Source organism: Nostoc sp., assembly GCF_036918245.1.
In the GTDB taxonomy this organism is placed as follows: domain Bacteria; phylum Cyanobacteriota; class Cyanobacteriia; order Cyanobacteriales; family Nostocaceae; genus Nostoc.
Genome location: NZ_JBALEF010000082.1, coordinates 1 through 14,325 on the forward strand (window position 1 = coordinate 1; position 14,325 = coordinate 14,325).

General features: G+C 42.0%; 9 protein-coding genes and 3 pseudogenes. 7 read left to right on the plus strand and 5 right to left on the minus strand.

The window, feature by feature from the left end; all coding sequences use genetic code 11:
• Positions 1-343: pseudogene (locus V7L12_RS23585) on the minus strand (hypothetical protein); the annotation flags it as partial.
• Positions 344-489: 146 nt separating this feature from the next.
• Positions 490-759, minus strand: coding sequence for a hypothetical protein (locus tag V7L12_RS23590; protein WP_335088010.1), 270 nt, complete (start codon positions 757-759; stop codon positions 490-492).
• A 149-nt stretch (positions 760-908) separates the two neighbouring features.
• On the opposite strand from V7L12_RS23590, the gene V7L12_RS23595 reads away from it, so the two are divergent.
• Positions 909-1,613, plus strand: a complete 705-nt coding sequence (locus tag V7L12_RS23595) for a response regulator transcription factor (RefSeq protein WP_335088012.1) — start codon at positions 909-911, stop codon at positions 1,611-1,613.
• Positions 1,610-3,124, plus strand: a complete 1,515-nt coding sequence (locus V7L12_RS23600; RefSeq protein WP_335088013.1) for an ATP-binding protein — start codon at positions 1,610-1,612, stop codon at positions 3,122-3,124. The genes V7L12_RS23595 and V7L12_RS23600 overlap by 4 nt, the downstream gene beginning before the upstream one ends.
• A gap of 152 nt (positions 3,125-3,276) precedes the next feature.
• Here V7L12_RS23600 and V7L12_RS23605 read toward each other — a convergent pair whose 3' ends face one another.
• Positions 3,277-5,475, minus strand: coding sequence for an Ig-like domain-containing protein (locus tag V7L12_RS23605; RefSeq protein WP_335088015.1), 2,199 nt, complete (start codon positions 5,473-5,475; stop codon positions 3,277-3,279).
• Positions 5,476-6,369: 894 nt separating this feature from the next.
• Positions 6,370-8,961 carry a primosomal protein N' gene (priA, locus tag V7L12_RS23610; RefSeq protein WP_335088017.1) on the minus strand — a complete coding sequence of 864 codons (2,592 nt, stop codon included), beginning with the start codon at positions 8,959-8,961 and terminating at the stop codon, positions 6,370-6,372.
• Positions 8,962-9,765: 804 nt separating this feature from the next.
• Here priA and V7L12_RS23615 point away from each other — a divergent pair.
• The 4 genes from V7L12_RS23615 to V7L12_RS23630 all read left to right on the plus strand — a co-directional run bounded on the left by V7L12_RS23615 (position 9,766) and on the right by V7L12_RS23630 (position 13,396).
• Positions 9,766-10,938, plus strand: a complete 1,173-nt coding sequence (locus tag V7L12_RS23615; protein WP_334847030.1) for an RpoD/SigA family RNA polymerase sigma factor — start codon at positions 9,766-9,768, stop codon at positions 10,936-10,938.
• Between the two features lie 164 nt (positions 10,939-11,102).
• A complete protein-coding gene (locus V7L12_RS23620) occupies positions 11,103-11,597 on the plus strand; it encodes a GNAT family N-acetyltransferase (RefSeq protein WP_335088022.1) in 495 nt (164 codons plus the stop codon).
• 363 nt (positions 11,598-11,960) lie between these two features.
• Positions 11,961-12,296, plus strand: coding sequence for a cytochrome c6 PetJ (petJ, locus tag V7L12_RS23625; RefSeq protein WP_335088024.1), 336 nt, complete (start codon positions 11,961-11,963; stop codon positions 12,294-12,296).
• 176 nt (positions 12,297-12,472) lie between these two features.
• Positions 12,473-13,396, plus strand: coding sequence for a tetratricopeptide repeat protein (locus tag V7L12_RS23630; RefSeq protein WP_335088020.1), 924 nt, complete (start codon positions 12,473-12,475; stop codon positions 13,394-13,396).
• A gap of 11 nt (positions 13,397-13,407) precedes the next feature.
• Here V7L12_RS23630 and V7L12_RS23635 read toward each other — a convergent pair.
• A pseudogene (locus V7L12_RS23635) lies at positions 13,408-13,701 on the minus strand (Uma2 family endonuclease); the annotation flags it as partial.
• Between the two features lie 129 nt (positions 13,702-13,830).
• On the opposite strand from V7L12_RS23635, the pseudogene V7L12_RS23640 reads away from it, so the two are divergent.
• A pseudogene (locus tag V7L12_RS23640) lies at positions 13,831-14,325 on the plus strand (hypothetical protein); the annotation flags it as partial.

Genomic DNA, 14,325 nt, shown 5'->3' on the forward strand with positions numbered 1-14,325 from the left:
CCGCCTTTAACTGGGCTTCTGTAACTCCTAACTTTGTCGCCGCCGCTGCAAAATCAGGTCTGGGTGGGCGTTGATTGCGATCGCCTGGATTTGGAAGATTGGCAGGAACTCCCAACGCCGCCTTTAACTGGGCTTCTGTAACTCCTAACTTTGTCGCCGCCGCTGCAAAATCAGGTCGAGGTGGACGCGGCTGTTCGTTTGATGGTTGGTTGGGCGGTTGTTGCGCCTGTGCAATTCGATCAAATTGATTAGCGGCATTTGCTTGATTGAGTGAAAGAAAACCAAATGTGCCAACCAGAACAGGAATCGCTGTTACTACTAGTAGTCTACGAATATTCATCATTAAATCTCCAAAGGTTTATATTTCTAATTAAGTCTTCTCAAAATAACAGTTTGCCCTGTTTCTAAATTACAGTTTTGTAATTTAGAAACAACAATACTCTGATGAGATCGCCGCTGAGGACGAGGCGAAATGCAAGGGTGCATCAATTAACGGTTATTGCGTTCTACCCGGTTTTGAACTGCTTCCTGATTATGAGGTTGAGGACGTTGGGAAGAACGCTTTTTGTGATGTGGACGGGGTTTAGAATGTCTGATTTGTGGTTTTTTATCAGATATTTGCCGTTTGTTGGGCTGTTGTGAAATCTCGGCGTTCCGATAAGATGGATTAGCGGCATTTGCCTGATTGGGTGCAACAAAACCGAATGTACCAATCAAAAAAGGAATCGCTGCTACGGCTAAGACTCGACGGATATTCATAAAAATCAACCTTCAAAAGCTAGGGTGTTCATATTTCTAATTGAGCCACCTCAAAATTACAGCTTTCTTATTTTCTAAATTACAGTTTTGTAATTTGAATAAAAAATAATGAATTTAGAATAGAAGAATATATGAATTAATAAAAGCTTGTGAACGTCCTGTTTGTTGAAGATGAAGCGAAAATTGCTAACTTTGTCCGGGCTGGGCTAAAGGAGCAGGGATTTGTTGTAGACTACTGCGATAACGGTGATGACGGATATCTGCGGGCATTAGACAACGAATATGATGTGATTATACTCGACATTATGATGCCGGGAAAAGATGGACTATCGATTCTAAAACTATTACGGCGGCAAGGTCGAAATGCTCCGGTGATTTTGTTGACGGCTCGGAATGAACTAGACGATCGCTTGCAAGGGCTAAATTTGGGAGCGGATGACTATATCGCTAAACCGTTTTTTGTGGAAGAGTTAGCGGCTAGAATTCATGCGGTTGTGCGCCGGAGTGTGAGCGATGTCTCCGACGGGCTACGCCTACGCCAAAATCTGCTTTGCGTTGGGCCGATCAAACTCGATCGCATCACTAGGGAAATCACTTGCAATCATCAGGCCATAGAACTCACCAGCCGCGAGTTTAATCTTCTGGAATATCTTATGCGCTCTCCCGGACGGGTTTTCACTCGTACTCAAATTTTGGAACACGTTTGGGGCTACGACTTTAACCCCAACACCAACGTTGTGGATGTTTGTATCCAGCGAATTCGTAAAAAGATTGATCCCATTGATGAAGCAGTCTGGATTGAAAGCATTCGAGGGGTTGGATATCGATTTCGCAAGCCAGATTCTTCATTATGAAACTTCCTTCCTTTCGACTCCGCATTGCTCTGTTGTCTGCGGCTCTAGCTGGAAGCACATTAGTTGGATTTGGTGCAGTTTCCTGGTTTCAGATTTACAATGCTAAGATTAGCCGCTTGGATGCAGAATTATTAAATCATTTAATGCGGGCAACTCCGAACTTTCCTCCACGAGATGAACCTCCCGTTGGTGCAGCGTCTCCCAAAAGAGAAAGCTCACGCGATCGCTCCCGATGGCAGTTTTACGAAGATTCCTTATCTTATGCTTTCGGAACCAATACAAAAACCCCCGTCGCCCTGGTAGTGCTGGACACAAACAACAACATACTTTATCAATCAAACTCCCTACCTGCCGACCTTGAGGTGAATCGTCTGTTGCTTAAGCGTCTGCAATTGACACCTCTACCACCGCCCCCAAAGAGAGAACCACCACCTTTACCCTCCAATACAAATCCATCGACCCAGCGGCCACCTCTGATTCGTCCACGCCCACCTCAATTTGTTACTCAACAGACGGTAACAGCAGTCTGGCGGATTGGGGCAACTAAATTTCCCAATGCTCAGATTGCCATTGCCGTTAGCTTGCAAGCTGTAGATCAAGAAATGGCTACCATTCGCAATATCTTCCTGGTTTCAATTCCGGGAGCGTTGCTGCTGGTTGCGGTGGGAGCATGGTTGGTTTCTGGTGGTGCTTTGCGTCCCATCCGGCAATTAACGGGTGTAATTCAACAGGTAACTGTCAAAGGGCTAGATCAGCGAATTCCCATTGGGACAACTGATGTTGAATTTGTCGAACTGATTCAGGTGTTTAACCTGATGTTGTCACGTTTGGAACGTAGTTTTACCCAAGCTTCCCGCTTTAGTGGTGACGCGGCCCATGAACTGAAAACCCCACTGACTATTTTGCAAGGTGAACTAGAACGAACACTCCAACAGGTTGATCCCGGTAGTGAAGTACAACAGCGCTTAAGCAACCTGTTAGATGAGGTGCGCCGCCTGAGTGGAATTATGCGAAAACTCTTGTTGCTATCTCTGGCAGATGCCGGAAAAATGAGCTTGTATCTAGTTGACGTGGATATGTCTGAGTTGCTGATGGAGATGCTAGAAGATGTGGAAATGCTAGCTCCCCATTTGACAGTGCAAACTGACTTTATTGATGGGTTGCGGGTAAAAGGCGATCGCGATCTTTTAATTCAAGTTTTGCAAAACCTATTTAGTAATGCGATCAAATACAATCTCACCAACGGCTGGATACAGATTCGCGCTCATCGAACTCCCATAACTCTTCACGTTACCATTGTCAATGCATCAAAAGATATTCCCCTAAGCGAACGCGAACGCATTTTTGACCGCTTCTATCGCGGCGATCCCTCACGTAACCGCAAGGTCGAAGGAATCGGACTAGGACTGAGCCTAGCCCGAGAAATTGCCAGGGCACATCGTGGCGACCTTACTCTTGACTTAACACCTTCTGGTCAAACAGCGTTCACCCTCACCTTACCGATGAAGTAATACCAATTTGAAAAAAGAATGCAACACATAGATAATACCCGTCCCCAACCCCGCCCAAAGCATCGGGGAGGGTGTGCGTCAGCGTGGGTGGGGTATCTGTCATAAACATTTTTTGAATTGGTATTAGATTGAGCGATCGCTCGGTACTGATATTATTTTAGTGGACGCAGAAGTGTAATTTTGCCCATGCCCGTCTCTTGACTGAGTTGTGCCACGTAGAGATTTCCATTCGTGGGATTCTCAACCAAATCCAATGGACTTGGGTCAAAACCAGTGAAACCACTAATACCCGTTTGGGAATTTACAATATCCAAGTTTGCGCCACCTGGGGTTAGCACAATGATGTCTTTCCCTAAACTGAAGCGTGTCACCAGCAGTTTGCCTTGCAGCTGACCACCTAATACATTACTACGATATTCAATGATGCCATTAGGTGAAAAATGCTCTCCGAAATCGAAGGCAATACCCTTCCAATTCCGGTCAGGTAGAGTACCAATGGGATATTCATTTATCTGAACTGGATCTGTACCAGCTGTGGGATTTCCTCCACTCAACACCCACTCACAACGCTTCGGATTGGGATGACCATAGTAACCATTTTTAACAACGCGAAACAGAAAGTCTCGCTGCGTGCCTAGACTGCTAAGTCCAGGCACAGATGGAGTAGTATAAGCCCCATTAGTAGCCTTATCAATCCGATTTTGGCAGGCAAGAGGTAGAGGGATAGGTGTCTTTGGCGTATAGCCACCAGCCGCCGAACCATTCGTTGGCAGATACAACTGACCATTAGTATGCCAAACCAGATCGTAGGCATTACGTATACCACTAGCAAAGATAGTTACAGGCCCTCCCGGATTAAAGGGGTTATAAGTACCTCCATCCTCCGTCTTAACGCTTAAAGGAGGTGAGGTGATTTTGGACAAGTCAACTCGTAATACAGCAGCAGTTAACAACTGCTCAGGACGATTACTCCAGGCAGTGTTTGGTGCGCCCGTACTACTATTACTACCCTGTAGCACATACAGCACATTTGGCTCATTGGGCTTAAACTCAATGCTATTGGTTAGATGATCCCGGCTCGATCGTGGTAAATCAACCACATAGTCTTTTACTGTCTCTAGATTGGTACCGCTTAAACGAGTAATTTTACCACTCCACTCTGGTGCATCTACAGTTCCATTCCAGTAGTAGTTATTTGTTACCCAGAGAATTAGGTTGTTAGCATTTGTTGATGAGGGATCAAAGTGCATACCAATGATCGTTCGATTACCACCATTTGCAGTCTGCAATGAGGAAATCGTTTGTGGCGTACCCAGAGTGCCATCAGTATTGATCGGGAAACGCAAAATCTCACCTAGTAAGGTGGCAGCATAGAGTTTATTGTCAGGCCCAATCAATACTGTGGTGTAAGGTTTGAGCGGTACATTCGCTAGTGAGATTTGCTCGAAGGTAATATTGCTTACTGGGATCACAAACGTGCCTGTTGTGAAACTGATGCTATAGGGTAAGAATGCAGCACCATTGCTATCTTTAACCCCGTCGGTGATTTGTAACAAATATTTGGTATTGTTCTTGAGACGAGTTATCGGAGACACTACAATCACATCTCCGCCACCGGAAGTGTTGTAATTAGTATTGACTTGCGTGTTAGTACTGCTATCTATCAGCTTGATGGTTGAGGTGGAAATAGTATTAACCGCAATCCCACTATTGGGGAGATTTAGGTCTGCTGTAATCGATATATCTGGCGACAGATTTGTCTGACCATCATTGGGATTAGTCGTTCTGATCGAGGGACGATTACCTGGTGCGATCGCAATATAGTTGAGCTTGGTATTCTTACCACCTTTAGCATCAATTGTGAGCTTGCCATCGGCAACATTAACAATCCGGGTAATTGCGGCAAACTTTTTGGTTGCCGTTGGTACAAAACCAGAAATAGCAGCCGTCCCTTCTATATTAATCTGGTGCTTACTATTTACAGTATTACTAGCATCACCGACGCTAACAGTCACATTGTAGGAACCATGAGATAGGGCATATTCCCAAGCAGCAGGTATCTTAACTGCTGTTTCCGCACTGCTAAGAGGATATTGCAGATGAATCAGTCTATTTAATCGCTGATCAATGCCACTTTGGTTGCGATCGCGTGTATTGAGTTGGATATCAAGGGGAGTGGGTGTAGTATTGCCTAAGCTATCTTCACGCACCCAACCAAAGCCTCTAGTATCATTGTAGGCTTGACCGATATCTTTAATATACCCAGATGGTACCGGAGCGTTATTTGGTTGAAAAGCAATCCCTTGAACAATTGCTAATACCAGTATTTTGGGTTTGATCTTGTAAATCATAGTATGCCTTGCCGTTGTGTTCGTAGTTGATACGTGAGTAGTCCATTAACATTGGCCAGGTATCTGCAATGATTATTCCTGGCAATCCTTCACTGGCTAGAAACGAACGTAATGACCGCAAGTCTGAGGGAACACACTTCTGGAAACTGTATAAAAAGTATTTAGTAAATACTTGAAATTACATAAATACTGAACTTCTTTTTAAGAGAATTATAAAGGAACCTTCTAATTCCTCAACTTCGCCCAGTATGATTACGTAAAAAGCAATAAATCTTCAAAATTATTACCGTAAACCAACCTTTAATTGGTGCTGGCAGAGTTGATTTTTGTATGTGCTGTTAATATGCAAGTAATATCAGGTTCGGTTAAATATTTATAATATCTGTACTTTGGGGAGCCACCAAGGGCGATAGCGCACAGCATAAAGCCTTCTCTTCTCCCAAAGAGAGACGCTACTCACGTTCGAGAGGCTTCTCTTTCAGAGACGCTAACGCAAACGGCATAGCAACTTTTAGAGACGCTACCGCGTAGCTTGCTTCTCCGTAGGAGTACGCTTAGAGCGAGTCTGCGAGTGTCTATGGGTTTCCCGACAACCAAGAAAGTGGCGTTTGAGGAACAAAACCCAACATTTTATCTATCTTCATGTTGGGTTTCACTGTTGTTAAAACCAACATGAAGATGGATCGATTTTATTATAAGTAATCAGCCGAACATGATATAACTTTGGCAGCAAATCATGAAAAATTGTTTCAATATGTATGCTTTAACTTTGTAATAAGATAATATTCTAATTCACTCATCTATCTGAGGATGGATTATGCATAAATTAACTCAATTACCAAGCAAATCAGCTTTATTTATAAGTGCGCTACTGGGTGGGATATTAGTTGACGATCACATAATATTTAATGGGTCTACATCAATAGTTAAACTTACAGATGAAGGACAAAGCGATCGCACTTCTTCCCAATCTGGCAACTGTGGTAATGCATCGGGGGCAAATTTAATCAATATCTGCCAACGATAACGATTAGCTACTCGTAAAATACTCGCTGGTGCTGGGCCTAATATCTCGAATTCTTCTTCTGTACTCAAGGCTGTAGTAATAATTTGCGCCGTATTTTGCACTTGAATGGGGTCGAGACTACTTAAGCGTAACAAAATTAACCGCCCATAAGGAGGATAATTGAGTGCTTGGCGTTGTTCTAATTCAGCTTGAGAGAAAGATTGATAATCGTGCGATCGCACTGCTGCAATTACCTGATGCTCTGTAGTATAAGTCTGCACAATCACCTTACCCGGATCTTCACCTCTACCAGCACGTCCAGCGACTTGAGTCAAGGTTTGAAATGCCCGTTCACTGGCGCGATAGTCTGATAAATTTAGCAATCCATCGGCGGCGACAACGCCCACAAGTGTCACCTGTGGTAAATCCAAACCTTTGGTAAGCATTTGCGTACCAACTAATAAATGCGCTTCACCATTGGCAAACTGGGTGAGTAGGGTACGATGTGAACCTTTGTTACGAGTGGTATCGCTATCAAAACGAATATATTTTAAGTCCCGGAACTGTCGCGCTAGTTCCTGCGTGACTCGTTGAGTACCGCTACCAAAAAATTTCAGGTAAGGGGAACTACAATCAGGGCAAAATTTGGGGTGCGATCGCGCATAGTTACAGTAATGACACCGCAATAATTCCGGCGCTTTTTCTTCGGTGTGGTGATACGCCAGCGACACATCACAGTGCGGACATTCCAACACATATCCACAACTGCGACAAGAGACAAAAGTACTGTGTCCCCGGCGATGGATAAATAAAATTCCCTGTTGTTTTCTTTCTTGCAACTCTTGTAAAGCTGCTTGCAGCGATCTACTAAATATAGAACGATTTCCCTGTTGCAACTCTTGCCGCATATCGACGATTTCCACCGGCGGTAAAGGGCGGGAGTTGATGCGTTCAGGCAAACTTAAGTAATAACTCCTGACTCCTGCCTCCTGATTTAAAAGTGATGAATTAAAATTTCTTTCTTGTCCCCCCTCTCTGCTTGCAAAGAGGGGGCTAGGGGGTGAGGTTCCGACGCTTACCCAAGTTTCCAACGAAGGCGTAGCGGAACCCAACACCAAGGGGCAATTTTCTAATTCGGCTCGCCACTGGGCAACGGTGCGGGCGTGGTAGGTGGGTATGGGGGAGTCTTGTTTAAAGCTACTATCGTGTTCTTCATCTAAAATAATTAAACCCAAGTTAGGTAAAGGGGCGAAAACGGCGCTACGAGTACCAATGACAACTTGGGGTTCTCCTGTGAGCATTTGCCGCCAAGTATCGTAACGTTCACCGTCGGAGAGGGCGCTATGATAAACGCTGACTTTATTACCAAAACGGGCGCGAAAACGATCGGTTAGCTGGGGCGTAAGTCCAATTTCTGGGACTAAGACAAGGGCAGATTTACCTTGATTGAGGAGAGGTGCGATCGCTTGCAAATATACTTCGGTTTTTCCTGAACCTGTCACCCCATGCAATAAAACTTGAGCAAATCCATCTAGTGTCTGGATTGTCGCTAAGGCGCTAGCTTGATCTGCATTTAATGACTTTGGTTGATCTTTGGCTAATATTGGGCCTTGTTCCCTTCGCAATACTTCCCGTTCTTCGATGACGATACAACCCTTTTGTTCTAACCCTTTTAGGGTAGGGGTAGTTGTCTTACAAATCTGTAGAAACTCATTTAGCCACAACTCGCCACCACAATCGCGTAGCACTTTTAAAATTTCCCGCTGACGCTTATTTAAATCAATGTAAGATCCATCGGCAACTAACGTGACTACTGGTTTTGTCTGGGGTTGAGAATATCTAAGTGATTCCACATAACTTTCTGCCCAATTGCGTTCGAGTAATTGCTTTTTTCCCCTATCAAATCCTTGAACCTGGCGCTTGAGGAATTTGAAGCTGTAGTCCCCATCAGCTTGAGATTGCAGAATTTTGAGAATTTGACGAGCTGCTATTGAACCAAGGAATTCTATTGCACCATTGGGAATGTTTTCTCGCTTGAGCCGAATGCGATGCTGCGATCGCCCCAATAATCCAGGTGGCAACGCCATACGTATTACCTGAATCAGTTGTGTGTAGTAATACTGCGATACCCGTTCCAACAAAATAAAGTAATTATCTCCGATGAAATCCTTCTGAATCACATCTTCTACTTCCCGGATTTTTTCCGGTGCTAAATCTGCTGGGGGTTTTGCCAGGAAACGAATAGCTACTCCTCCCACCTGTTGTGCCCCAAATGGCACACTCAAAATATCCCCTGGTTTTACTTCTAACTTGGCAGGTAATCGATACGTATACAGTTTTTCCCCTTTCTCTAATTCCGTTGAGGCTCCTGGACAGTCTACCAATACTTCAACCCACCGATTAACAGTTTCACCTGACTTGTATGATTCACTCGGTTCACTCACCACTAAAGGAGATAAATTTATGTCATTAATATACATACTTGCTGATTTTATAATTAAATATTTCCCTCACATAGCTGGTCAAAATCAACCTAGCTAACTAAACTTTAGTTTTTCGCTTTCTTAAATTTAAATGGTATTTCTCAATACTGTTATTCTTCATAATACTTGATAATTTTCCTCTTATGTAATCTACTAGACAAATTCGTATTAACTATATATGCAATAAATATTTGGTGCCCACTATACAAATAAAAGCATGTCGGCTATTGCTGCAACCGTTGCTCTATCTACTAAATATGGAGTAGACTTTTTCCGCCTATCGGTAGATATTCAACCCTTTCTGTATATGAGATGCTTTTATACAAAGTCAGATCGTATCAAAATTAAGCTGCTACTCTTGTAATTTGTATCATGTAGGTAACTTGAAATCAAATCAGGAATACGTAACCCATTAGTAGGTCTTCCTTTTATACAGTGAACTCCAGCGTCTAAGACATTATAAATATTTAGAAAAATATATGAAAGTTTAAGAAATTTGGATGATTAGCTGGAATTTTTATATTTGTTAAGGTTGAGAATGTTTGAGGGGGTTTGACATATTTGATAATTTCGAAAAAAATGAAGAATATATCTGTTGGGAATCTCATAAAAAAGTTTTGCTGGGTGCTAAGGTCAGTTTCGTTATAGGTTGTATATAACTGTAACCTATAGGTACTAGGTAGATGCCGATTTTTATTTCTATAGACAAATTAGCATCAGCCTATATTTCGCTATTTTTTACGGGTGCATCGTCCATTAGGGAAAACTACCAAGCCTCAAACGAGTAGGTGTAAATAAATTATGTACCAAACAAAGCAACAATCCCTAAAGGAAAATATGAATATTGTTGAATTGGGAAAAATGGAAATATTGGAGAATGCTGCTGATATCGAAGAACCATCACTCGATAGTTTAAATGCAGTAGCAGAAGAAGAATCTCCAATTGTAGTAGAAAATCTGGAATCAGACGAACGCGATGGAGATGACATGGCGGCGGCTCGTCCTTCGGGATACAACAAAACCGAACATGATGATGCTGTCGGCGCGTTTTTTAAGGAAATGGCGCGTTATCCGCTCTTAAAAGCTGACGAAGAAGTAGAGTTAGCGCGGCGAGTCAGATTTCTAGAGGAATTTAGAGAAATACAAGCGGCTTTAGAGTTAAAACTGGAACATGAACCCAGTAAACTAGAAGTGGCTTCCGAGCTAGGAATGACGGAAAAGCAACTAGAAAATCGCTTGTATCAAGGGAGAGTAGCGAAACGCAAAATGATTCGCTCGAACTTGAGATTGGTAGTTTCTATTGCCAAGCGATATTTAAATCGGGGAGTGCCTTTTCTGGATTTAATTCAGGAAGGAGCAATGGGTTTAAATCGCGCTACAGAAAAGTTTGATCCCGATAAAGGATATAAGTTTTCTACTTACGCCTATTGGTGGATTAGACAAGCAATTACCAGAGCGATAGCTAACGATGCGCGAACAATTCGACTACCGATTCATATTGTTGAAAAGCTTAACAAGCTAAAAAAAGCCCAACGGGAACTCAAACAAAAACTCTGTCGTAATCCTACCGAAGGTGAAATGGCAGAATATTTAGAGATTAGTGTGCAACAACTACGCCAGCTACAACAGCTACGGCGACAAGCACTTTCTCTCAACCACCGCGTCGGTAAAGAAGAAGACACGGAATTGATGGATTTGCTAGAAGATGAAGATAACTTGTCTCCTGAAGCAAAAATGAATGAAAACATGATGCGTCAGGAGATTTGGGAAGTCTTGGGTGATGTATTAACTCCAAGAGAGAAAGATGTGATTTCTCTGCGTTATGGTTTGACAACCAGCGAACCATGTACCTTAGAAGAAGTTGGCAATATGTTCAATCTTTCTCGTGAGCGAGTGCGTCAAATTCAAAGCAAAGCCATGCGGAAATTGCGCCGTCCTCACATAGCCAAACGCTTAAAAGGTTGGTTGATTTAACTACATTGCTCAAGATAGAGATGCAATCCCTAACTTAATTAGCTTTGCAATTCGCAAAAATCGGGCGTTTTGTAGCTTTATTTCGGCTCTTGTTTAGTCAATACTCAAAATAAATTGCCCAGTTGCCTATAGACTATGGACTATAAACTATGGACTATAGACTAATGACTTCGGGTAGCAATTTGATTGTGCGTTTTGCTGAACCAGCCGATTGCAGCGTACTGTTTAAATTAATTGAGGGACTTGCAGAATATGAAAAATTATCTCACGCGATCGCTGGCAATGCTCTAGCACTTCAGGAGCATTTATTTGGTTCGCGGAGGTATGTAGAGGCAATATTAGCAGAATCTGCAAGTCAAGCTGTCGGTTTTGCGCTATTTTTTCATAATTATTCAACATTTCTGACTAAACCAGGAATTTATCTGGAAGATTTATTTGTTTTACCAGAATATCGCAGGCAAGGTATTGGTAAGGCTCTCCTAACTAAAGTAGCTCAGATAGCTGTAGAACGTGATTGTGGGCGCTTAGAGTGGAGTGTCTTAGATTGGAATGAGTCAGCCCAAGAATTCTACCGTAGGATGGGAGCATCTATATTAGATGATTGGCGAATTTGTCGCGTCACAGAAGATGTGCTTACTCGATTAGGAACTGTCAAATAAAAAACAAAGGATGAATTATAAAGGATGAATCAGGACAATTTTCATCTTTAATATTTCATCCTTAAATTTTAATGATTTTTTTTATAAAATATTCAAAATCACATAAATTTGTATTTGAATCATCAGCATAAATGCACATTTTTGCAAATAAGCAAGCTAAGGTATTTTGTAGAGAAGCACCTTCTCGCTACATATCGTTTTGTGCCAACAAACCTAAATCTAAAATCCCCAAAATTCAAAATTAAAAAACTTTATTTAATAAACCAAAGTTTGACAGCTTGTCATTTGACTATGGCAGCGGCTCAACTCACAATTATGGAGGATATTGCACCAAATAAGCCGTTATTGCAGAGAGAACACGAAATGAAAAAAATGATTACAGTCATGCTGTTAGGCATAGCAATCTTCACCTTTGCCTTCAGCCATCCAGCTTTGGCAGCAGATGCTGCTAGTGGAGCTAAAGTATTTAGTGCCAATTGTGCCTCTTGTCACGCAGGAGGAAAGAATCTGGTTAAAGCTGAAAAAAGCCTGAAAAAAGACGCTTTAGATAAGTATGGTTTGTACTCAGCAGAGGCGATTATTGCCCAGGTTACAAACGGTAAAAATGCCATGCCCGCCTTCAGCAAACGTTTGAAGCCTGAACAAATTGAAAATGTAGCGGCTTATGTGCTTTCACAAGCAGATAAGGAATGGAAGTAGACTAAAATCTAACTTCAAAAATTAACAATTTGCGGGGCTTTTTGTCCCGCTAATTTTAGAGTTGCCGCAATTATCAAACAGGATGCATGTACCAATTTGGGATTTTGGATTAAGAGTCTTTACAAAAAGACTGTTCCAAGAATATCAAACAATACTACCTATCCTAATTTGGTATTATGAGTAATTTCTGGCGATTATTTGTCAGTACAATTATTGCTTTACCTCTGACTTTTCTGACTTTATCTGCACATTCTTCACCCATTTTAATCACCCAAATTACAGCGAGTGATTTCTTAGAGTCGGGTGTAGATAAGATGCGGCGCGGTGATTATCAGGAAGCAATAGAGAATTTCAACCAGGCGATTAAACTTGAGAAAGATTTGGCTGTTGCTTATAGCGATCGCTGTCTGGCTTATCTCCAATTACAAGATTACCATCAAGCTGTTACAGATTGTACTCAAGCCATAAATTTTGCACCGGATAACTTTGAGGCTTACCTGAACCGGGGAGTAGCACACTACAGACAAGGGAATTATTCAGCTGCCATTGTCGATCATAATCGAGCCGTTGCACTTAAACCCTACGATTTTCGAGCTTACTATAACCGAGGGCTAGCCCGTGCCGGCGATGGGAAAGACTCAAAGGCAATTCTTGACTTTAATTTAGCCCTAACTCAAATACCTCGAATAACTAGCTTACTACTTGCAGATATCTATAATGACCGAGGTTTGGTGCATTTTGTCTTGCAAGATACCCAAGCAGCCATGCTCGACTTTAATCTAGCAATTCGTCTCAAAGCCAACGATTATAGAGCGTACTTTAACCGGGGTTGTACTTGCGGACGAAACGGAGATGACTTTGGTGCAGTGCGTGATTTTTCCCAAGTCATCAGACTTAACCCCAGTAATGCCCAGGCTTACGTTAATCGAGGAGTAGCTCAGTATCGCTTAGGATATCATTTAGGAGCTATATCTGATTTACAAAAAGCATCTGAGTACTATGGACAGCAAGGAAAAAAAGTTGCTTACGAAAAAACTCTAGATTTACTGAAGAATCTGCGACAGCAAATTTCGTCTGTAACGGAAGTCGCTCTTTTCTAACAGTGTAATAACTATACAGGATATCCACCAGCTTGAAAAATCTGTTCGGCGGTTAAATCTAATTCGGGGAACAGAGGTGAGATAATGCGTTGTTTACCGCCGCAGGCATCGCTACCTCGAAACTGGCTGACTTGGTATTCTCCCTCAATTAAGGTGTAAAGCGAGACAGTTGGTTGTTTAAGGTTGCCAATAAATCGCCTACCACCTAAAGCAGCATAATCTACAATCCAATATTCTGTGATGCCTACAGCCTCATAGTCAGCAGCTTTTTTTAAATAATCATCACGCCAATTGCTAGTCACTATAAAATATATCTTAATCCAGAGTCAGATCATCTTACCAGTAGAACCGAGATCACACTTCAATAAGTTCATCTCGCTTAAACTAAATATTTATACTTAAGTATAACAAATACTCATATAGGAACTTAAATTATGACAATGAGTAGAGGCGATCGCAGAGATTCTAATTATGACAATGCTGTTAATAATCCTCGCTCACGGCGGAGAGAACCAATTCCTCCTCGTGAACTTCAACAGCTATTGATGACTGTTCGTGCCCAACGCGATGAATGGCAACAACGTGCAAAAGAAAACGAAGAAGCTACATCTCAACTGGTTCATGTTCAGCAAAAGATTGAAACTTACCAAATCGAGGCTAATGAGCTAAAAGAGCAAGTCACTGAAAATTATCGTTTCTATATTGATGAGCAACAAAATCATCAAAAGACACTCTATCTTTACAACGAAGAAAAAGCGAAAATATCCCAGTTAGTTCATATTCACCAACGGGAGATTCAAACTTGCCAACTTGAAGCTAATGAGCTAAAAGAGCAAGTCACTGAAAATTATCGTTTCTATATTGATGAGCAAGAAAATCATCAAAAGACACTCTATCTTTACAACGAAGAAAAAGCGAAAATATCCCAG